Genomic DNA, 20276 nt, shown 5'->3' with positions numbered 1-20276 from the left:
GAGTATTAACGCGATTGCCAGCACTTTCGGACGAATGCTAATATTAATTAGCCAAGAAGCTGTTTCTGCCACAAACTGAGATTGTTCCCGCGAATGCGAAAGCCTAGGACCCAAACGAAGCCTGCAATGGACAAGCCCGCCCGCGTGACGATGATGGACATCGCCGCGGCGGCCGGCTGCTCACAGGCGGCCGTCTCCTTCGTGCTCAACGACACGCCCGGCACCCGCATCTCACAGCAGACCCGTGACCGCGTGTTGGAGGCCGCTCGAGCGCTAGGCTACATGGGGACAAGCTATACCATGAAGGCCTCTTATTCGGGACTCGACAACGTCATCGGTTTCGCCGTGGATCAACTCGCCACCAGCCCGGAAGCAATCGTCGCAATCGAGGGCGCCCGGCAAGCTTCTTGGAACACGGGCAACGTGTTGCTGGTTACCCAGACGCTGGGTGATCCAGTCATGGAGCCCAAAGCAATCAGAGCGTTGACGAGCGGGGGCATATCCGCGCTCATATACATGACAATCTATACCAGGGAGATACAGCTCCCTTCTTATGTCTGTGAGCTTAAGATCCCGATAGTATTGTTGAACTGCTACACAGCTGATCATGCCTTTCCAGCCGTGGTGCCAAGTGAAATCGCGGGGGGCCAGAGCTCCACCCGGCATCTGATCATGCACGGCCACCATCGCATCGGCACGATCACCGGTGAGATTTGGATGCAGGCTGCGCAAGACCGCCTGACGGGATACCGCCGTGCACTTGCGACCGCCGATATACCCTTCGATCCGGAATTAGTCATTGAAGGCGACTGGTCGGCCGGCGCCGGCTATGCCGCGACGATGAAATTGCTTGCGCTGAAAGAACCGCCGACCGCCATCTTCTGCCAGAACGACCGCACTGCCGTGGGATGCTACGAAGCGCTCAAAGATGCTGGGCTCCGCATTCCCCAGGACATGTCGGTCGTCGGTTACGACGACGAGGAAATTTCGCGACAGCTCGTACCGGCGCTGACCACTTCGGTCCTTCCGCACCTCGCCATGGGTCAGTGGGCGATTGAACATCTCAACCTGCAGACCACTCCCGGCAAGCGCTATCCAATTACGAAGCTGGAATGCTCGCTCGTCGATCGTCATTCCGTCGCTGCGCCGAGAACCAAGGCGCGGCACATCTTCGATGGCGCGCAGGCGCCGCGATAGTGGCGAGACGCCCGGAGGGCGCGGCACGGGCTGGATGCCTGTCATGGACGACATCATGCTCCGCCATCAGAACCGAAGTTTGGTACAACCAAGCCAATCGCCAAGTTTCAAGGAGGCCGTTAAGCCGCAATCGACTGATAGAGCCAGTCGGAGAGATTCTGCCTCGCCACGCGCGCCCCGACATGCGGCAGCAATACGTCGCCGGTCAGTTCGACGCCGAAATACGGGGTGAAGGGATCGGTTATCACCTGTCGCTGGTCTTCGTTCGCCGCGAGGTAGATCCGGGCGATTTCGTCGATGCCGAACTGTTCGGGGCCGCCGATCTCGATGATATCGCCTAAGGGATCTTCGGTTGCCAGTTCCGCCAGGAATGCCGCGACTTCCCGAGCCGCGACCGGCCTCATCGAGGCCGGTGGCAAGCGGAAGAGGTTGCCTTCGGCGCCGATGTCGATCACGCCGTTGATGAATTCATAGAACTGCGTCGAGCGGAGGATCGTGTAAGGCCGGGTCGAAGCCCGGATGAGGTTTTCCTGCACCGCTTTGGCGCGGAAATAATCGCTTTCGACGAGGCGCGGCGTGCCGACGACGGAAAGCGCGAGATAGTGCCGGACGCCGGCTTGCGCCGCGGCCGCGAGCAGGTTCTTCGTCGAAGCCTTGAAAAAACCGAGCGCCGAATTGTCGCCGAAGGATGCGGCATTGGTCACGTCGACGACAACTTCAGCGCCTGTCATCGCCGCTTCGAGGCCCTTGCCGGTCATCGTATCGACGCCGAGCGACAGAGATGCGGCCGTGACGTCGTGGCCCGAGCGCCGCAGATCCGAAGTCAGTTGCGTTCCGATGAGGCCGCTTGCTCCCGCTACCATGATTTTCATCTCAGTCTCCTCTGTTGCATCGTCCGCATACCCGCGCGGACGGAGAATGACCGGAACGCCGGACGCCTTCCATCATGCTTGGGGTCGGACGTCCGAGACGCAGGGCATAGCGGAGCCAGCCCAAGGTCTAGGATGCCTGATCGGAAAGGCGGAAGAGCCCGCCAGCGGCCGAGAAATCCGGCTACATCCCGCGCAATGCATGGGTTTCCATGAGTTGCGGTTGTGGTGCGCCAGGATTACGGTTCCAACATGAGCGCGCCGGCCCCGAAATGGAAAACAACTGCTGCAGGAAACATTGACGATCCCCCGGCTTTGCCCGCCCGGCCGGAGCGGTTGATAGAGAGGGTCTGGTCGCACCGCCCGCCATTCCTGCGTCTGGCGCTTTTCTTCCTCGCCTATGTGCTCGCCTGCGGCTTCGCCCAGTCGCTCGCGATCGTGCCGGGAACCGGCATTTCCATCTGGCCTCCGGGCGGGCTGTTCATCGCGACCCTCGTCCTCGCTTCCCGGCCCAGCTGGCCATGGTGGATACTGGCGGGCTGCCTGGGCGAGATGTTCAGCAATGTCCTGTGGTTCCACAGCCCGCAAACCGCGGCCTTCCTGATCTATGTCGGCAACGCTCTCGAAGCGATGGTCGCCGCGTGGCTCGTCAACCGGACCTTGAAGCCCCCGGTTCGGCTCGAAACACTGCAGGAAGTGACCGCATTCATCGTCATCAGCGCCGGAGTCGCGCCGGCAGTCAGCGCGACCATCGGAAGCGCCACGCTTGCCTGGTTCAGCATCCAGTCGCAATCCTTCCTGACGGCCTGGCCCTTATGGTGGATCGGAGACGCGACCGGTGTGCTGATCGTGGCGCCGCTGGCGCTGGTCCTCTTCCACAGCTGGCGCGGCAAGACCCAGCTTTCGACCGGGCAATGGGTGGAGGCGGCCGTCCTGGCGCTGATCTTCCTCGGCGTCGCAGCCCTTTCGCTGAGCGGCTACCTTCCCTTCGCCTATATCATCATGCCGCCTCTTCTCTGGGCCGCGGTCCGCTTCGAATTCAAGGGAGCGGCGGTGTCGCTCGCTCTCCTCGCCCTGATCACCGCGGTCTTCACGATAACCGGCGCCAGCCAATTCGCCGGCGATCCGGAGGCCCAGAAACACAATCAGGTCATGCTGCAGCTTTTCCTGGCGATCTCGGCCTTCTCAGCGCTGATCGTCGCCGCCATATCGCGTCAGCATCAGCTGGCGGTGCTTTCCCTGCGCCAGAGCGTGGAAGCGCTCAGCGAAAGGGAACGCGAACTCTCGCAGCTCGTGGACATGGTCCCGGTTCAGATCAGACGCCTGACGCCGAAAGGCGAGCCGGTCTTCTTCAACAAGCGCCTGATCGACTTTTTCGGTCTCGACGTCGGCGATATGGATCAGCCGGGCATGAGCCGGCTCTCATCGGTCATTCACACGCTCGTTCATCCCGACGACGCGCCGCGGCTGCTCGAGACGGTCCACCGCGCACTCGCCAGCGGCGATCCCTTCTCGATCAAATACCGCATGCGCCGTTTCGACGGAGCCTATCGCTGGGTCGACGGCCGCGCCGAGCCGCTGCGGGATCAAAACGGCGCGATCGTGCAATGGTACGTGATATCGGTCGACATCGATGACGAGATGCGCGCGCAGGAAGCGCTGCGCAACCGGGAGCACGAGCTCTCCCAACTGGTGGACATGGTCCCGAGCCTGCTCTGGCGGCTCAATCCGGACGGCGCTCCAACCTTCTTCAACAAGCGCCTGATCGATTTTCTCGGTCTCGACGTCGCCGAGATGGAGAAACCGGGCATGAGCCGGCTGTCGGCCCTGATCGACGTCGCCGTCCATCCCGACGACGCGCGGAGCCTTGCCGAGGCGCTCAACCATTCCCTCGTCACCGGCGAACGTTTCTCGAAGCAATATCGCCTGCGGCGCGCCGATGGCGTCTACCGCTGGGTGAAGGGCAGCGCCGAGCCGCTGCGTGACGAAAACGGTGAGATCGTCCAGTGGTACGGCCTCTCGCATGACATAGACGACCAACTGCGCGTCGAGGAAGCGCTGCGAGAGCGGGAACGCTCTCTCTGGCAGATCGTCGAAACGCTGCCAGTCATGATCGATTGTGCGGCCCCGGACGGGGAGCCGGTCTATCGCAATCCCCAGCTTCGCGACTTTCTCGGATACAAACTCGAAGAGCTTGACGGAACCGGCAAGTCGCGGCTGGCCGGCACGCTCGACGCCGGCGTTCATCCCGACGATCTCGCCGACGTCAAGGAGAAATACGCCCATTCGCTCGCCACCGGCGAACCCTATGCGCGCAGGCATCGCCTGCGGCGGTTCGATGGCGACTATCGCTGGGTCGAGACGCGGGCCGCACCGATGCGCGATGGCGAGGGCGCGATCGTGCAATGGAACGTCATATGTCTCGATATCGACGGCGAGGTTCAGGCGCAGGAAGAGCTGCGCCTGACGCAGGAGGGGCTTGCCCGGGCGGGCCAGGCGGCGAGCCTCGCCGAACTTTCCGCTTCCATCGCGCATGAGGTGAACCAACCCCTGGCCGCCGTCGTGGCGAATTCCCATGCCTGCCAGCGCTGGCTGATGGCCGATCCACCGAACATGGAGCGGGCGCAGAGAACGGTCGAGCGCATCATCCGGGACGCCAATTCGGCCGCCGAGGTCGTCAGCCGCATTCGCGCCTTGTTCAAACAATCCGCCGACAGGAGGGTTCAGACGACGCTTTCCAGCATCATCGACGAAGTGCGCAGCCTGATGGCCGACGAGGCCTGGCGGCGGCGCGTTCGCATCGACGTCGAAATCGACGGCAGCCTGCCGTCCGTCGCGATCGATCGTATCCAGATCCAGCAGGTCCTGATCAATCTCATCCGCAACGGCATCGAGGCGCTGGACGCCGCGGTAAGCGACAGGGTGGTCGCGATACGCTCGCACCATGTCGGCAATGCCGTCCAGACCGAGGTCCGGGATCTGGGCCAGGGTATCGAACTTCCCGAGAAGATGTTCGATCCCTTCTTCAGCACGAAGGAAAACGGCATGGGTATGGGGCTTGCGATCTGCCGCTCCATCGTCGAACTGCACGGCGGAAGATTATGGGCGGAGAAGAACGAACCGCGCGGGGCGGCGTTGATCTTTACATTGCCCATTGAAACGAAGGCGGCACCATGACGGCCGACGACCATATCGTCTTCATCGTCGACGACGATGAACGTATCCGCGAGGCGCTCGGCGAGCTGCTGGCCTCGCACGGCATACGCGCCATCGCCTTCGAGTCCGCCTGCGACTATGTGAAAGCAGACAAGCCGGATCAGCCTGCCTGCCTCATCCTCGATATCGAACTCCCCGATATCAACGGCCTCGAATTGCAGAGGCAGATCGCCGACGTCGACCATCCGCCGATCGTCTTCATCACAGGACATGGCGATATCCCCTCTTCCGTGCGCGCCATCAAGCGCGGCGCAGTGGATTTCCTGACGAAGCCGTTCAACGACGAAGATCTCATGGCGGCGATCCATGCGGCGATCGCCCAGGACCGGGAAAAGAGAGCCGGGCGCGCCGAACTCGACATGCTGAGACAACATTATCTCGACCTGACGCCGCGCGAGCGCGAGGTGCTGCCGCTCGTCGTCAGCGGCCTTCTCAACAAGCAGGCGGCAGCGGAACTGGGGATCAGCGAAGTCACGCTGCAGATCCACAGAAGAAACGTGATGCAGAAGATGGCGGCGGCATCGCTCGCCGATCTCGTGCGCATCGCGGAGAAACTGGAAATACCGATAACCCACTCGCGCCGGGTGGGAGGGAATTGAACATGAACGAGACAAGACATGTCGTGGCAATTGTCGATGACGATCCAAGGCTCCTCGAATCGATGGGCGACCTTCTGGAATCGGCGGGCTATGTCGCCCGCAGCTTCTCATCGGCGGGCTCGCTGCTCGTCGCCGGGCTGTCCGATCTGGACCTGCTGATCACCGATATCGGAATGCCCGGCATCGACGGCTTCGAACTTCGTGATCTCGTCAGGAAATCACGTCCGGAGCTGCCGGTCTTCCTGATCACGGGCCGCCACGAGATCGCCGATCAGGGCCGCGCTCAGGGCGCCGGCGGATTCTTCCGCAAACCATTCGATGCCCAGGCCCTGCTGGCGGCCATCGCCAATGCCTTGCACAAATCGAGAGATGGAGGGTGACATGAGAGTTGACCAGCCGTTCGTTCGTAGATCGGCGCAACACGGATATGAAGAGGATCAGCCGCTCGTCATGATCGTGGACGACGACGCATCCATTCGCGAGGCCCTGTCGGAACTGATCCTGTCGGCGGGTTTCCAGCCGGTCAGCTTTGCCTCGACCCGCGAACTGCTCGACGCGGATATATTGGACAGGCCCGGCTGCCTGATCCTCGATGTGCGCATGCCGGGAGCAAGCGGTCTCCACCTGCAGAGCCATCTGGCCGAAAACGGTATCGCCAAGCCGATCATCTTCCTCACCGGGCATGGCGATATCCCGATGACCGTACAGGCGATGAAAGCCGGCGCCGTGGATTTCCTGACCAAGCCGGCGCGGGACCAGACCCTGCTCGATGCCGTGACAGCAGCCATCGCCATGGACGGCGAACGGCGGGCGGAAGCGGCAATCGCCAATCGCAATATCGAACGGCTGGAGACGCTGACGCAGCGCGAGCGCGAAGTTCTCCATGAAGTGGCGCACGGGCGCCTCAACAAGCAGATCGCCTTCGATCTCGGCATCAGCGAGGTGACGGTCAAGCTGCATCGCAGCAACGTCATGCACAAGATGGAGGCCGGCTCCATCGGCGAATTGATCCGGGCATGGGAAACCCTGCCCGCACAAATGCGCCAAATCGGCTCGCGCTAGCGCCAACCGGGCCCGTTCAAAGGCGGAGATCCGGCCTTGAACATGCCCATTGCTGTCCACATTTTGCGCGTCCTATCCGATTCGCGCCAAAAACGACCGTGCGGCGCCGTCAATGGGTTTCGGCCTCGCCCCCATGCGGTATCTCTAAATTAAAGCCCGGGGATATGACTGTTGCCCGGCTTTGGTTCCCTAAAGGAGATCTCGCCTTGAACAATCTGTCCCCACCCGCGCCTTCCCCTGACGCCAACGCCTTCGACAGCGAAGCAAATCTCTTGTCCGCCATGGGCAATGCCAAGCGGCTTCACATTCTGCATCTGCTGGCCGAAGGGGAAATGTCCGTGTCCATCCTGGCCGACGAGGTGGGATTGAGCCAATCTTCGACGTCCCAGCATCTGGCCATTCTTCGAGAACAGGAACTCGTGCAGACGCGAAGGGCCGCCCAGACGATCTACTATTCACTGCAATCCGATGCGGCCAAGGCTATTCTCGATACGCTCGCCGGCATCTTCGGACCACAGCGTTATACCGCAGCAGAACGTTTCCGCGCCGTCACCACCTGACGAAATCAGAAGAAGCCGATCCGGCCCTGCTGAGGATGACCTTGCAGGCAATCAGGATCGGCGCCGCGAGGGCGAAGCGCAGGGCTATGGCGAAGAACGACGCCATTTCGAACGAGATGACCGCCGCCTGAGCGGCAAGCGCCAGGCCGAGGCCATGGCGCGGCAATCCCCTCGCCCACAGGCCCCTCGGATGTGTCGATCCCTGATGTACGTTTGATGTACGCCTCCTAGACCAGCGTGTGATTACGCCTCCATTGCGAATGGAGATAATGAACCGCATCGGGAACGGAACACCCGGCGGCATGGAGGCGATCATGGACGTATATGAGGCAGTGACAAGCCGGCGATCGGTGCGCGGATTCAAAGACAAGCCTGTGGCGATAGACGTGCTTGAGCGCGTGCTGTCCGCCGCTGCCTGGTCGCCGTCAGGATCGAACATCCAGCCGTGGAATACTTACGTGATGACCGGCGCGCCGCTGGCGGAGCTCAAGACATCAGCCGTCGAGCGCGTCGCCCATGGCGACGCCTGGGACAAGCGGCAGTACGAAATGTACCCGCCCGCTCTGAAGGCCCCCTACGGGGAGCGCCGGTCCGCCTTCGGCAAGGAGCGCTACAGCGCACTCGGCATTGCGCGCGAGGACTGGGAGGCACGCCAGCGGGCAGCGATCGCCAACTGGAACTGCTTCGGCGCGCCCGCCGCCCTGTTTTGCTACATCGACCGCGACCTGGGCCTGCCCCAATGGGCCGATGTCGGCATGTATCTGCAGACCGTCATGCTGCTGCTGCGCGCCGAAGGCCTGCACAGTTGCCCGCAGATGGCGTGGTCGCAGGTTCGCGAGACGGTCGCCGAGGCCCTGTCGCCGCCGGACGGGCTCATCCTCTTCTGCGGCATGTCTATCGGCTACGAGGACCCCGCGGTAAGCTATGCCCGTACAGGCCGCGCCCCGCTCGCCGAGACGGTCACGTTCCTCGGCGATTAATCAAGAGACCCGACACTGGAGAACGCCATGACCACGCACAAAGTAGGCTATCTCATCGGCAGCCTCGCCAAGGGCTCGATCAACCGCAAGCTCGCCAAGGCGTTGGTGCGGCTCGCTCCGCCCGAACTTGAAATGTCGGAAATATCCTTCAAGGACCTGCCGCTCTACAGCTACGACTATGACGCCGACTACCCTCCGGCCGGCAAGGCATTCAAGGCGGCGATCGCGGCCGTCGACGCCGTGCTGTTCGTCACGCCCGAATACAACCGATCCATACCCGGCGGACTGAAAAACGCGATCGACTGGGCAAGCCGCCCTTACGGCACCAACTCGTTCACGCGCAAGCCGTCAGCGGTGATCGGCACATCGCCGGGCGCGATCGGCACCGCCGTCGCCCAGCAGAATTTGCGTAGCGTGCTCAGTTTCTGCAACTCTCCGCAGATGAACGCCCCGGAAGCCTACATCCAGTTCACACCGGGGCTGATCACCGATGACGGCGAGGTCACGAAAGACACCACCGCCGATTTCCTTCGCACGTTCATGCGGGACTTTTATGTCTTCATCACGAGGGTTCGCTCAGTGCTGCCGAAAGATGCCTAGAAAGACCGGCCGCTCCCATACGGCGGCGGCCAGATCCCGTTTTTCGAGGTCACTCTTTAAGCGAAGGCGTAAGAGCCGTCCGGCCGCTTCGGCACGCGCCGCTGCCAGTGGATGTAGCCTTCCTCCTGCATCGCCTTCTCGTCCATTTCGACGCCCCAGCCCGGCCGGTCGGGACGCAGTTCGAGATAGCCGTCCTTCGGCAGATAGGGATCGACGACGTAGCGGGTTTCTCCCTCCCGCTTTTCGATATCGAGGCCGCCATAGACATAGGCCTGCCCCTTCGGCAGCCGGTATTCGAGAATGCGGAAATTCTGCGCGGCGGCCGAGAAATGAACGTTGACCGCGGTCGCAAGCGGCCCCATCGGGTTGTGCGGCGCCACGCCGACGAAGTAGGCTTCGGCGAGCGTCGCGATGCGGCGCATCTCGCTGATGCCGCCGACGACGCAGATGTCGGGCTGGATGAGATCGGCGCCCTTCACCTGCAGCAGCCGCAGGAACTCGTTCCTGTTGTAGAGCGACTCGCCGGTGGCAAGCGTGCAGTTCAGTCCCTGCTTCAGGTCGCCCCAGGCCTCGATATTTTCCGGCCGCAACGGCTCTTCGAAGAACAGGGGATCGTAAGGCGCCAGCGCATTGCCGAGCTGGCGCGCGGCGATCGGTTCGAAAATCTTGGCATGGGCGTCGAAGGCGATCTCGTATTCGTCGCTCACCGTCTCGCGCAGCGAGCGGAAATAATCCGCCGAAGCCTTGACGACGTTGCCCCAGCGGTTGGAGTGCATGTCGATCCGCCAGGGGCTGAGCTTGAAGGCGGTGAAGCCCCACCCTTCCTTCAGGCGGTCGAATTCGTCGCGGGCGGCCGGCGCATCGGGCGCGGTATAGACGCCGGCATAGACCTTGATGCGGTCGCGCACCTCGCCGCCGAGCAGCTTGTAGACAGGGACGTTCGCCGCCTTGGCTGCAAGATCCCACAGGCAATGGTCGAGCGCGGAGATCGCGGCAAGACCGAGCGCGCCGGGCGGGAAGCGGCTCTGCTGGATCAGCAGGTTGACGAGATATTCGACGCGCGTCGGGTCCTGGCCCGATATAAATCCGTAGAGATAATCGAGCAGCGGCGGCAGCGCCTTGTCGGGGCCGTGATTGTAGCATTCGCCCCAGCCGGTCAGCCCGTCATCCGTATCGAGCGCGACGATCACACGGGGGCGGTCCTTGTCGCGGGTCATGAAAACCCGCATACGGTCGATCTTCATCATCCTGTCCTTCTAGCGATTGAAATAGCTGCGGCGCGCCACGCGCGTCTGCACGTAGACGTGCTCTTTGTCTGTTCCGGGGTTGTAGGCGCCGGCGGCCTGCGGCACCGACACATTGCCGCCGCTCGGGAAGCGCGCCACGAAAGCCTCGTCGATATCGCAGCCCAGTCCCGGACCGTCGGGAACGGCGATCAAGCCGTCGACCTGTTGTGGATGCGGCACGATCGTCTGGCGACGGCCGTCCCAATCGTCGTCGAGGCGCTCGAGAATGAGCGCGTTCGGGATCGCCGCCAGCAGGTGCAAGGCCGCATATTCCGCCACCGGCCCGAGCGAACCGGAATGCGGCGCCATCTGGATATGATGCGCCTCGGCCATGGCCGCGATCTTCTTCATCTGCGTGATGCCGCCCGCCCGGCCGGTATCCGGCTGGATCACGTCGACGAGCTCCCGTTCGATGAGTTCGCGCTCGCCGAAGATGGTGGCCGAGCGCTCGCCGGCAGCCAGCGGCACATGGGCGGCGTCGCGAATGCGCTTGTAGCCTTCGAGATTATCAGGCGCGATCGGATCTTCCACCCACATCAGCTCATAGGGTTCGAGCGCCCGCACCAGCCGGCAGGCATCCGCGGGCGTCAGCCACGGCGGCCCATGCAGGTCGATGGCGATATCCATGTCGTCACCGACGGCATCGCGGAGTGCTGCGACCTTGCGAACGGGATCGGCCACGCCGCCGCATTTGATCGCCCTGATGCCACGTTCCTTGAGCGCAAGCGCGCGCTCGGGCGTGTTCGCATGCGAATAGATCGGGACTCTGTCGCGCACCTTGCCGCCGAGCAGCATCCAGACGGGCACGCCGAGCGCCTTGCCCTTGATGTCCCAGAGCGCCATGTCGATGCCGGTCATCGCGCCGCCGCCGACGGTGCCGAGCATGCCGTGGCCCATCATGGCGATATGCATCTTCTGCCACAGGCGCTCGGTGTGGGCGGGATCTTCGCCGATGAGCAGCGGCGCAAGGTCATGGATCGCCGTCTGCACGACACGCGGCCAGCCCGAGCATTCGCCGATGCCGGTAATGCCCTCATCGGTATCGATCTTCAGAAACAGCCAGTTTCTGGTGCCTCCGAATTGCTTGGAGGCACCATCGCCAGAACGTTGGTCGGCCGCCCAATTCGAGGGATCTGGTTGGCCGACATGCATGAGAAAGGTGCGAATCCCGGTGATTTTCATCTCTGAGAGCTTCCGTTCTTCAAGTGCTCCGGCTCGACGTAGCGGAAGCGCCTGGAATGATCCCGGTCGCGCGGATCGGGGCGCGGGATCGCCGAAAGCAGCGCCTGGGTATAGGCATGCTCGGGCGTGCTGCAAACCTTCTCCGCATCGCCGATTTCGACCAACTGACCCTTGTACATGACGCCGACGCGGTCGCACATGTAGCGGATGACGCCGATGTCGTGGCTGATGAAGATATAGGCGAGACCGAGCTGATCCTGCAGGCGCATCAGAAGATCGAGCACCTGCGAGCGCACGGAGACGTCGAGCGCCGAGGTCGCCTCGTCGGCAACGATGACGCGCGGATTGAGGGTGATGGCGCGTGCGATGCCGATGCGCTGGCGCTGGCCGCCGGAGAAGGCGTGCGGATAACGCTCGCGCGCCCTCGGATCGAGGCCGACCTGCTCCATGAGATGGCAGACCCGCTCGTCCAGGGCCTTCCCTTTGGCGATGCCATTGACGAGCAACGGTTCGCCGATGATCTGGGAGACGGTCATGCGCGGGTTGAGCGAGCCGAACGGATCCTGGAACACCATGCGCAATTCGCGGCGCGCAGCGGCGAGCGTTTGACCTTTCGCCGTTGCGAGATCGATGATGTCGCCGCCGGCGTTGCGATAGAGGATTTCGCCGGCGGAGGGATCGATCAGCCGCATGATCGAGCGGCCCATGGTCGTCTTGCCCGAGCCGCTCTCGCCGACGATGCCGAGCGTTTCACCCGGCAAAAGCGAGATCGACACGTCGTTCAGCGCTTTCACCTCGCCGAAATCCATCGAGACGTTGCGCAGTTCGAGGATCGGCGCTTTCGTCCTGTCGAGCGGCGGGCGCGCCAGGCGGATCTCGGCCTTCTGCTCCAGCTTCAGCACGGAGCCGATCAGCATGCGGGTATAATCGTCCTGCGGCGCATGGAAGATCTGCTCGACCGGCCCGTATTCCTTCGCCACGCCATTGTGCATGACGAGCACATCGTCGGCGATCTGCGCCACCACGCCCATGTCATGGGTGATGAAGAGAACGGCCATGCCGTTGGCTTTCTGCAGCCGGGCGATCAGGTCGAGGATTTCGGCCTGCGTCGTGACGTCGAGCGCCGTGGTCGGCTCGTCGGCGATCAGCAATTGCGGCTTACAGGCGAGCGCCATGGCGATCATCGCGCGCTGGCGCATGCCGCCGGAATATTGGAAGGCATAGCGATCCAGCGCCTTTTCCGGCGAGGGAATCTCGACCTGCTTCAGCAGCGAGATGGCTTCAGCGCGCGCTTCCGCCTTGCTCATCCTGGTGTGCAGGCGAAGCGCCTCGACGATCTGGTTGCCGACCGTGTGGATCGGCGACAGCGACGACATCGGCTCCTGGAAGATCATGGCGATGTCGCGGCCGCGGATCGCCCGGATCTGGCGCCCGCGCGGATTGAGGCTGGTGAGATCGGTCGAGCCGCCATTCGGAGTGTTGAGGACGATCGATCCGCCGGCGATGCGGCCGGGCGCATCGACGATCTGCAGGATCGAGCGTGCCGTCACCGATTTGCCCGAGCCGCTTTCGCCGACGACACAGAGCGTCTTGCCCGGCTCGATCGAGAAGGACAGGTCGCGGACCGCGCGGAAGACGCCGGTGCGCAACGGGAATTCGACGGTGAGGTTCTTCACCTCGAGCAGCGGCTTGCCGGTAATGGGAATGATATCGGTCATGCCGGCCTCATTTGTTGTAGGGGTCGGCCGCATCGCGCAGGCCGTCGCCGAGAAGGTTGAGCGCCATGACGGCGACCACGACGGCGCAGCCCGGCATGAAGAGCCATGGCGCGGTCGCGATCGAGCGGATGTTCTGGGCCTCACGCAGAAGCACGCCCCAGGAGATCGTCGGCGGCTGCAGCCCGAGCCCGAGGAAGGAGAGCGAGGTTTCGGCCAGGATCATCGCCGGCACCGCAAGGGTGATCGAGGCGATGATGTGGCTGGCGAAGCTCGGCAGCATGTGGCGGAAGATGATGCGTCTTTCACGAACGCCGTCGAGCCTCGCGGCTGCGACGAATTCCTCGGTGCGCAGCGACAGGAAGCGGCCGCGCACGACGCGGGCAAGCTGCGCCCAGCCGGTCAGCGACAGGATGATCGTGATCATCATATATTGCAGCGTCGCCGGCCAATCCTGCGGCAGGGCCGCGGCCATGGCGAGCCAGATCGGGATCGTCGGCAGCGCCAGGACGAAATCGATCAGCCGCTGCATGAAGAAATCGATACGGCCACCGTAATATCCCGAAATGCCGCCGAGCACGATGCCGAGCATCAGCGAGAAGAAGACGCCGACGAGGCCGATCGACAGGGAGACCTGCGAGCCCTGCACCGTTCGGCTGAAGACATCCCGCCCGAGCCTGTCGGCCCCGAACAGCAGCAACGGCGTGCTCTTGTCGGGTGAAGCGAGGAGATGGATGTTCGTATTGAAGAGGCCAAGCACGGAATATTCGTAGCCGCGACCGAAGAGCTGCACGTCGATCCGCTTCGTCGTATCCTCCTTGAAGATGGCGGCGAGCGTTTCCGGATCACGGGTCAGCTTCATCGGATAATAATGCAGGCCGAAGGAGAAGCCGTTCTCGGTATCGATCAGATGCACTTTCTGCGGTGGGTGAAAGGTCGCCCGCGCATTCTGCAGGTTCGGATCGTTGATGGCGAAGAAGCCCGGAACCAGGGCGACGATGTACATCATCACGGTGACGACAAGCGCCACCATGGCCAGCCGGTGCCGGCGGAAAGCCCACCAGATGAGCTGCCATTGCGATGCGACGGCGGTGCGATCCGGCTGAACGTTAGTCATGGTGATATCGGCCATGTCAGCCTCCTATTCCAACCGGATGCGGGGATCGACCAGCGCCAGAAGAATGTCGCTGATCAGGGAGCCGATCAGCGTCAGCGCGCAGATCAGCAGGACGAAGGCGCCGGCGAGATACATGTCCTGGGCCATCAGCGCCTGCAGCAGCAGAGGTGCCGCCGTCGGCAGGTTGAGGACGATGGCGACGACGACCGAGCCGGAAATCAGGTTGGGAAGCAGCCAGGCGATCGTCGAGATGAACGGGTTGAGCGCGATCATCAAAGGATATTTCATCAGCAGGCGGAATTCCGAGAGCCCCTTCGCCCGTGCGGTGACCACGTAAGGCTTCGGCAGTTCGTCCAGCATGTTCGCGCGCATGACGCGGATGAGGCTCGCAGTCGAGGAGACGGCGAGGATGATGACGGGAAGCCAGAGATGCGTGAGGAGATCGAGCGTCTTGGCAATACTCCAGGATGCCGTCTCGTATTCCGGGGAAAAGAGCCCGCCGACATCCTGGCCGAACTCGACCGCCGCCACGTACATCAGCACCAGCGCCAGCAGGAAAGACGGAATGGACAGGCCGAAGAAGGTGAAAGCGGTGAAGAAATAGTCGCCGATCGAATATTTCTTCACGGCGGAAAACACGCCGATCGGCAGCGCGATCGCCCAGGTGGCGATCAACGTCGAAAGGGCGAGAACCAGCGTCAGCGCCATGCGCTCCCAGATCAGGTCCGAGACCGGCTGCTGCCATTCGAAGGAAATGCCGAAATCGCCGCGCGAGAGAATGCCCCACATCCATTTGAAATATTGGACGAGCATCGGATCATCGAGACCGAAGCGCTCGCGCAATTGCGCCGCCGTGTTCTGGTCGACGATCTCGTTGGATGCCGCGAGCGTTGCGATATAGGTGGTGACGTAATCGCCCGGCGGCAGCTGGATCAGCACGAAAGCCAGGAAGCTGACGGCAAAAAGCGATGGAATCATCCATAAAAAGCGTTTGGCGATGAACACCAGCATGAGGCGTCTCCCGACGTGGACGCCGCCCTCCGGCCCCTTCGGCTTTCACGGCCGGCAAGAGGGAGGGCGAACCTGAATGAAAGCGCCGTGCCATCAGGCACGGCGCTCGAGATCGAAATCAGCTCGTGAAGGTGAATTGCTGCGGCAGCGCAGGTCCGGGATTGGGCCAGGACCAGCTGTCCGGCTCCTTTTCGGGAACATTGCGCAGATTGTTGCGAATGATGCCGAAGCCGCCGACCGCAAGGCAAAGGCCCACCGTCTCGAATTCCTCCGCCGCGATATCGAAGATCTGTTTCATGATCGCGCCGCGCTTGTCGAGATCGGCCGTCGAACGCGCCTCGTCGAACAGCTTCATCCGCTTCTTCTGGCTTTCCGGCGGTTCTTCGCCGCGCGCACCGTTGGAGGTGTACCAGAGCGTCCACGGAATGGCGTAACGCGATCCCTGCGGATGGAAAGCGAAGAAATCGCGCGGGTCGAGCATCGGGTCGAGGCCGCCAGGGCCTGGCCACACCGCAGCATCATGGGCATTGTCGTCGCCGCGGGTATAATAGAGCGCCCGCTCGATCGTGTTGACCTTCATGTCGATACCGATCTGGGCCCAATGCGCCTTGACGAGCTCGAGCGCGTCGACGAGGTCGGGATAAAGTGTCGGAATGACGTCGATCGAGAAGAACACCTTCTGGCCGTCCGGCCGAAGGCGGAACCCGTCGCCGCCCTTCTTGTAGCCGGCCTCATCGAGCATCGCACCCGCCTTGTCTGCATCGTATTCGGTGAACTGGCGCGCATATTTCTCATGATACCAGGGATGGGTCGGGCGCGGCCCGGCCTGGTAGGGCTCGCTCTGCCCGAAATAGACGATGTCGATGATTTCCTGGCGATTGAGACCGATCGACAGCGCCTGCCGGAACGACTTGTCCGCAAACATCTTGCGCATGGCAGGATCTTTGTGGGTGATGTTGAAGTAGATCTGGCACTGCTGCGAGGCCGAAGGCACGAGCGTCAGCAGGCGATAATCGCCCTTCTGCATGTTCTGAGACAGCGTCGGCTTGTTGGCGAGCACGCTGATGTGACGTTCCTGGATGTCGATCTTTCCGGAGATGACGTTCAGCATCAGCGATTCGACGTCCTGGGAGATGCCGAAGTTGATCTCATCGATATAGGGAAGCTGGTTGCCTGATGTATCGACCTGCCAGAAATAGGGGTTCCGGGCCATGACGACGCGCGTCGCGCCGCCGGCATAAGGCTCCTTGACGACCCATGGATCGAGCGTCGGCTTGTCGACATTGCCCCAGCGCGTCGGGATTTCGATGTCACCGCAGCGGCTGCGGAACAGCTCGGTCCAGCTGGTGACGCCGGCCTTCTTGGCATCGTCGGCGATGTTGGGATTGTACTTCGGCAGGAACTGGCTGCAGTAATGCTTCGGGAACAGCGTCGGATGCTGGCCGAGCGGCGTTGCGAGGTTTTCCAGGTAAAGCGCGTTCGCCGCCGCGAAGGTGAACTTTACCGTATAATCGTCGATCTTTTCGACGGTCACGGGCTTGCCGGCAACGGCAAGCTGCGCCGGCGTCGCGCTGTAAAGCTCGGTGTTCTTGACGCAGTCCTCGATCGCGAAAACGACGTCGTCGGCCGTGAAGGGATGGCCGTCGGACCAGCGCACGCCTTCGATCAGATGGAAGGTGAACTGCGTCGCGTCGTCACTGACCTCCCAGCTCTCGGCGAGGTTCGGTTCCACGGCGGTAAATTCCAGGTTCCAGCGCACGAGGCTCTGATTGCCGACCATGCGCAGAATGCCGTTATGGTCGGATGAACCGCGCAGGCCGCGGCGCAACGTGCCGCCATAGGTGCCGACCTTCTCGAACGGCGTCACGACCATCGGCTTCTTCGGCAGACGCTCGGCAAGCGGCGGCAGCTTGCCGTCCTTGACGAGCTGCGCCAGCGCAGGCGCTTCGCTGCCGGCGGCAAAGGCGCGACCGGCGATGGACAGCGCTGCGGCACCGGCCATGCCGCCGAGAACGGCGCGGCGGGTGATACCGCGAGACAGAATTTCATTGGGCATCGATTCCTCCCCTTTTATGCCGGGACAGGCTTGTCCCGGCTGGTACGGCGGGCTTCCCGACCTGCCGTTTTCGCGCCCTCCTCGGCGCTGGACGAAACCATAGACACGTTCTCAAATGATTACAAGAGTTGACAGATAATTACAGATTCGATAGCCATGCATCATCGGACAGGGCGCCAAGCCATTGGCAAGCCTGCCTTGGATAGAGAATGAAGACCAATCTGTCAGAAGCTGTATACAGGCCGCATCGCGGCTGGTGACGGCTCGGCGCACGGTCGCGAAGGCATATCCGGCTTCCGCTCGCCGGGCGAAGAGCCGATGGGGTGAATTTGCCACGTGGCGGCGGAGAAAAGGGCGATAATGACGTTTGCAGTCGATGCCGTTTCGAACCGGGGCGCAACGCGCTTCAGCGATATCATCTACGAGAAGATCGTAGGGATGATCGCCGACGGCAAGTTTCCCGTGAACGAGCGACTGCCATCGGAAACGAAGCTCGCCACCGATTTCGGCGCATCGAGGCCCGTGGTCCGCGAGGCGCTGGAGCGGCTCAGAACCGACGGGCTCATCGTCTCGCGCAAGGGGTCGGGCTCTTATGTCCGGCAGCAGCCGGATTCGTCTATGCTGAAAATGGTGCCGGTCGGCTCGCTCGCCGATGTCCAGCGGTTCTTCGAATTCCGCGCCGGTCTCGAAGCCGAAGCTGCGGAGCTTGCCGCGCGAAACTGGCAGCCGGCCGACAAGGAGCGGATCGAGGCCGCACTTCTTGCGATCGAGCAATGTCTGCGTGACGGCGAACTCGGCGCCGAGGAAGACCAGGTGCTGCACGACGCGATTGCGATGGCGACGGGCAATCAGTTTCACATCACCGTGCGCGAGTGGTTCCGGCCGCATTTCGCCATCGGCCATTCGGTGACGCGAAGCCTGAGCCTGAAGCGCACGCCGGAGCAGATCCGCAGCGTCCAGGACGAGCATGCGGTGATCGTGGAAGCGATCTTCGCACGGCGGGAAACCGAAGCGCACGATGCGATGAAGAGACACATACTGAATGCGCGCGCCCGCATGTTCCAGGGTGTTTGAGCGATGACCGGAGGAAAGATGATGAGACGAGTTGCCGTGACGGGTGCTGCCGGACGTGTCGGGACGCTGCTGCGCCCGCTTCTTCGCCAGCATTTCGAGCATCTCAGCCTCATCGACATTCATGAACCTGCGGAACTGGCCGAAAACGAAAGCTTCGTCCACGCCGATCTCTCGAAGCTCGACGAGGCAACGGCCGCTTTGCGTGGTGTCGACGGTGTCGTTCATCTCGCCGGCATCGCCAGCGGCGTCGACATGAATGCCATTTTGCAGGCCAATATCCTCGGGACCTACAATCTCTACGAGGCCGCCCGGATCAACAGGGTGGAGAGGATGGTCTACGCCTCCAGCAACCATGCGACGGGTTTTTACCCGCGTGGCAAGGTCATATCGCCGCTCGATCCCATGCGGCCGGACAGCCCGTACGGACTTTCCAAATGCTGGGGCGAGCTGGTGGCGGGACTTTATTACGACACGTCGGGCATCCGCTCCCTTTCCATCCGCATCGGCAATGCCGGCACCTATCCCAACAGCGAGCGCTCGATTGCCATCTGGATCAGCGCCCGGGATCTGGCGCAACTGGTGCGGATCGGCCTCACCCACCCGCAGATCGCCGCAACCGTCGTTTACGGCGTTTCCGATACCGACACGAAATGGTGGGACAACGATCTGGCGACGCGGCTCGGCTACCAGCCGCAGGACCGACCGCGTGATCACGCCCGCATCGAGAACGGCGCGGAAGGGCGGGTCGCCCTTGCATTCCAGGGCGGCGGCTTCTGCGAATTCAACCACGACGGCAGCATCCGCATGCGCGATGCCGAGGGCCTCGTCAAAGATCCGGAGACAGTCTCGTGACGGCACCCCGCATCATCGAACCGAAGATCCGGTCGGTCCTGCAGCAACCGCTGACGGTCGGTGAATCGCCGATATGGGACGAGACGACCGGCGCGCTCTGGCTCGTCGACATCCTGGCGCCGGCGCTCGTGCGGCTCTCGGCCGACGGCAGGATCGAGCGCTTCGACATGCCTTCGGCCATCGGCAGCGCCGGGCTTTGCCGCGACGGCCGGATCGTGGTGGCCCTCCAGACGGGCGTCCATCTCTTCGATCCCGTCTCCCGCCATCTCGAGTTTTTGTGCGATCCTGTGGGACGCGAGATGATCGGCCGTCTCAACGACGGCAAGGTCGGGCCGGACGGCCACTTCTGGGTCGGATCGATCAGCGAGGCCAAGCCGCAGCTGAACGATGCGGCGCTCTACCGCATCGGCGCCGATGGCAGCACGCGCACGGTCGCGACTGGACTGACGAGTTCCAACGGCCTTGCCTGGTCGCCGGACGGCCGGCGGATGTATCACTCCGACAGCCGGCAATGCTTTCTGCAGGCCTTCGATTTCGATCCGGAGACAGGCGAGCTCGGCCAGCGACACCGCCTGCGCAGCTTCACCGAGGAACAAGGGCGCCCGGACGGAGCGGCCACCGATCGCGACGGATTCTACTGGAGCGCCGGCGTCTCCGCAGGCCGCCTCAATCGGATATCGCCCGAAGGCGAAATCATCGAAATCTACATTCTGCCGGTCGCAGCACCGACGATGCCGTGTTTCGGAGGGCCGGATTTCAGCACCCTCTACGTCACGAGCCTGTCGAGCGACCGCACCGGACGTTTCGAGGCGGGCACGGTCATCGCCTTCGATGTCGATGCGGAGGGGCTGCCGCCCTTCCGTTTCGGCTGACGATCAACTGGAAGAAAAGCGAACGGGG

At 62.7% G+C, this 20276-nt stretch carries 19 protein-coding genes; 11 read left to right on the top strand and 8 right to left on the bottom strand.

Features of this window, described 5'->3' with window-relative positions:
* The first annotated feature begins 93 nt into the window (after positions 1 to 93).
* Positions 94 to 1197 (top strand): LacI family DNA-binding transcriptional regulator, encoded by a 1104-nt coding sequence (locus tag ATY78_RS21100; RefSeq protein ID WP_088684239.1) that lies wholly within the window; start codon positions 94 to 96, stop codon positions 1195 to 1197.
* 119 nt (positions 1198 to 1316) lie between these two features.
* On the opposite strand, the gene ATY78_RS21095 is transcribed toward ATY78_RS21100, so the two are convergent.
* The gene (locus tag ATY78_RS21095; protein WP_088684238.1) at positions 1317 to 2069 is read right to left on the bottom strand and encodes an NAD(P)H-binding protein; all 753 of its coding nucleotides are present in this window, start codon (positions 2067 to 2069) and stop codon (positions 1317 to 1319) included.
* 336 nt (positions 2070 to 2405) lie between these two features.
* Here ATY78_RS21095 and ATY78_RS21090 point away from each other — a divergent pair, with 336 nt between their 5' ends.
* The 5 genes from ATY78_RS21090 to ATY78_RS21070 all read left to right on the top strand — a co-directional run bounded on the left by ATY78_RS21090 (position 2406) and on the right by ATY78_RS21070 (position 7503).
* Positions 2406 to 5243 (top strand): MASE1 domain-containing protein, encoded by a 2838-nt coding sequence (locus tag ATY78_RS21090; RefSeq protein ID WP_088684298.1) that lies wholly within the window; start codon positions 2406 to 2408, stop codon positions 5241 to 5243.
* Positions 5240 to 5881: a response regulator gene (locus ATY78_RS21085; protein ID WP_088684237.1), complete on the top strand. Its 642-nt coding sequence runs from the start codon at positions 5240 to 5242 to the stop codon at positions 5879 to 5881. Before ATY78_RS21090 ends, ATY78_RS21085 begins: the two co-directional genes overlap by 4 nt.
* A gap of 2 nt (positions 5882 to 5883) precedes the next feature.
* Entirely contained in the window at positions 5884 to 6261 is a 378-nt protein-coding gene (locus tag ATY78_RS21080) for a response regulator (protein ID WP_088684236.1), read from the top strand.
* 1 nt (position 6262) lies between these two features.
* Positions 6263 to 6943 carry a response regulator transcription factor gene (locus ATY78_RS21075; RefSeq protein ID WP_088684235.1) on the top strand — a complete coding sequence of 227 codons (681 nt, stop codon included), beginning with the start codon at positions 6263 to 6265 and terminating at the stop codon, positions 6941 to 6943.
* A 206-nt stretch (positions 6944 to 7149) separates the two neighbouring features.
* Positions 7150 to 7503 (top strand): metalloregulator ArsR/SmtB family transcription factor, encoded by a 354-nt coding sequence (locus ATY78_RS21070; protein ID WP_088684234.1) that lies wholly within the window; start codon positions 7150 to 7152, stop codon positions 7501 to 7503.
* Here ATY78_RS21070 and ATY78_RS28625 read toward each other — a convergent pair.
* Positions 7493 to 7669, bottom strand: a complete 177-nt coding sequence (locus ATY78_RS28625; protein WP_190237499.1) for a hypothetical protein — start codon at positions 7667 to 7669, stop codon at positions 7493 to 7495. The two genes, ATY78_RS21070 and ATY78_RS28625, sit on opposite strands and share 11 nt — an antisense overlap.
* 148 nt (positions 7670 to 7817) lie before the next feature.
* On the opposite strand from ATY78_RS28625, the gene ATY78_RS21065 reads away from it, so the two are divergent.
* On the top strand, positions 7818 to 8483 hold the full coding sequence (locus tag ATY78_RS21065; RefSeq protein ID WP_088684297.1) for a nitroreductase: 666 nt from the start codon (positions 7818 to 7820) through the stop codon (positions 8481 to 8483).
* Positions 8484 to 8510: 27 nt separating this feature from the next.
* Complete coding sequence (locus tag ATY78_RS21060) at positions 8511 to 9083, top strand: NADPH-dependent FMN reductase (protein ID WP_088684233.1); 573 nt, start codon at positions 8511 to 8513, stop codon at positions 9081 to 9083.
* 56 nt (positions 9084 to 9139) lie between these two features.
* Here ATY78_RS21060 and ATY78_RS21055 read toward each other — a convergent pair whose 3' ends face one another.
* From ATY78_RS21055 to ATY78_RS21030, 6 genes are all read right to left on the bottom strand, one after another.
* The gene (locus tag ATY78_RS21055; protein WP_088684296.1) at positions 9140 to 10327 is read right to left on the bottom strand and encodes a galactarate dehydratase; all 1188 of its coding nucleotides are present in this window, start codon (positions 10325 to 10327) and stop codon (positions 9140 to 9142) included.
* Between the two features lie 12 nt (positions 10328 to 10339).
* Positions 10340 to 11551 (bottom strand): mandelate racemase/muconate lactonizing enzyme family protein, encoded by a 1212-nt coding sequence (locus ATY78_RS21050; RefSeq protein ID WP_088684232.1) that lies wholly within the window; start codon positions 11549 to 11551, stop codon positions 10340 to 10342.
* Entirely contained in the window at positions 11548 to 13269 is a 1722-nt protein-coding gene (locus ATY78_RS21045) for an ABC transporter ATP-binding protein (protein WP_088684231.1), read from the bottom strand. Before ATY78_RS21045 ends, ATY78_RS21050 begins: the two co-directional genes overlap by 4 nt.
* Positions 13270 to 13276: 7 nt before the next feature.
* Positions 13277 to 14398 (bottom strand): ABC transporter permease, encoded by a 1122-nt coding sequence (locus ATY78_RS21040; protein WP_088684230.1) that lies wholly within the window; start codon positions 14396 to 14398, stop codon positions 13277 to 13279.
* Positions 14399 to 14407: 9 nt separating this feature from the next.
* Positions 14408 to 15394, bottom strand: coding sequence for an ABC transporter permease (locus ATY78_RS21035; protein ID WP_088684229.1), 987 nt, complete (start codon positions 15392 to 15394; stop codon positions 14408 to 14410).
* Positions 15395 to 15512: 118 nt separating this feature from the next.
* Positions 15513 to 17450: an ABC transporter substrate-binding protein gene (locus ATY78_RS21030; protein WP_088684228.1), complete on the bottom strand. Its 1938-nt coding sequence runs from the start codon at positions 17448 to 17450 to the stop codon at positions 15513 to 15515.
* A 360-nt stretch (positions 17451 to 17810) separates the two neighbouring features.
* On the opposite strand from ATY78_RS21030, the gene ATY78_RS21025 reads away from it, so the two are divergent.
* From ATY78_RS21025 to ATY78_RS21015, 3 genes are read left to right on the top strand one after another with little or no spacing between them, the layout of a single operon-like run.
* Positions 17811 to 18524, top strand: a complete 714-nt coding sequence (locus ATY78_RS21025) for a FadR/GntR family transcriptional regulator (protein WP_088684227.1) — start codon at positions 17811 to 17813, stop codon at positions 18522 to 18524.
* A gap of 21 nt (positions 18525 to 18545) precedes the next feature.
* Positions 18546 to 19376, top strand: coding sequence for an NAD(P)-dependent oxidoreductase (locus ATY78_RS21020; protein WP_088684295.1), 831 nt, complete (start codon positions 18546 to 18548; stop codon positions 19374 to 19376).
* Positions 19373 to 20248 carry an SMP-30/gluconolactonase/LRE family protein gene (locus ATY78_RS21015; RefSeq protein WP_088684226.1) on the top strand — a complete coding sequence of 292 codons (876 nt, stop codon included), beginning with the start codon at positions 19373 to 19375 and terminating at the stop codon, positions 20246 to 20248. The genes ATY78_RS21020 and ATY78_RS21015 overlap by 4 nt, the downstream gene beginning before the upstream one ends.
* Positions 20249 to 20276 lie beyond the last annotated feature (28 nt).

Origin of the sequence: Rhizobium sp. R635 (assembly GCF_002211285.1) — a bacterium.
Lineage (GTDB): Bacteria > Pseudomonadota > Alphaproteobacteria > Rhizobiales > Rhizobiaceae > Rhizobium.
Note: the sequence above shows the minus strand (reverse complement) of the source record. Positions and strands in the feature narration are given on the sequence as shown.

Bases quoted from the DNA above. Each gene is read 5' to 3' on its own strand.
- ATY78_RS21100 (WP_088684239.1), top strand. From the start codon at position 94: ATGCGAAAGCCTAGGACCCAAACGAAGCCTGCAATGGACAAGCCCGCC.
- ATY78_RS21095 (WP_088684238.1), bottom strand. From the start codon at position 2,069: ATGAAAATCATGGTAGCGGGAGCAAGCGGCCTCATCGGAACGCAACTG.
- ATY78_RS21085 (WP_088684237.1), top strand. From the start codon at position 5,240: ATGACGGCCGACGACCATATCGTCTTCATCGTCGACGACGATGAACGT.
- ATY78_RS21080 (WP_088684236.1), top strand. From the start codon at position 5,884: ATGAACGAGACAAGACATGTCGTGGCAATTGTCGATGACGATCCAAGG.
- ATY78_RS21075 (WP_088684235.1), top strand. From the start codon at position 6,263: ATGAGAGTTGACCAGCCGTTCGTTCGTAGATCGGCGCAACACGGATAT.
- ATY78_RS21065 (WP_088684297.1), top strand. From the start codon at position 7,818: ATGGACGTATATGAGGCAGTGACAAGCCGGCGATCGGTGCGCGGATTC.
- ATY78_RS21060 (WP_088684233.1), top strand. From the start codon at position 8,511: ATGACCACGCACAAAGTAGGCTATCTCATCGGCAGCCTCGCCAAGGGC.
- ATY78_RS21055 (WP_088684296.1), bottom strand. From the start codon at position 10,327: ATGAAGATCGACCGTATGCGGGTTTTCATGACCCGCGACAAGGACCGC.
- ATY78_RS21050 (WP_088684232.1), bottom strand. From the start codon at position 11,551: ATGAAAATCACCGGGATTCGCACCTTTCTCATGCATGTCGGCCAACCA.
- ATY78_RS21045 (WP_088684231.1), bottom strand. From the start codon at position 13,269: ATGACCGATATCATTCCCATTACCGGCAAGCCGCTGCTCGAGGTGAAG.
- ATY78_RS21040 (WP_088684230.1), bottom strand. From the start codon at position 14,398: ATGGCCGATATCACCATGACTAACGTTCAGCCGGATCGCACCGCCGTC.
- ATY78_RS21035 (WP_088684229.1), bottom strand. From the start codon at position 15,394: ATGCTGGTGTTCATCGCCAAACGCTTTTTATGGATGATTCCATCGCTT.
- ATY78_RS21030 (WP_088684228.1), bottom strand. From the start codon at position 17,450: ATGCCCAATGAAATTCTGTCTCGCGGTATCACCCGCCGCGCCGTTCTC.
- ATY78_RS21025 (WP_088684227.1), top strand. From the start codon at position 17,811: ATGACGTTTGCAGTCGATGCCGTTTCGAACCGGGGCGCAACGCGCTTC.
- ATY78_RS21020 (WP_088684295.1), top strand. From the start codon at position 18,546: ATGAGACGAGTTGCCGTGACGGGTGCTGCCGGACGTGTCGGGACGCTG.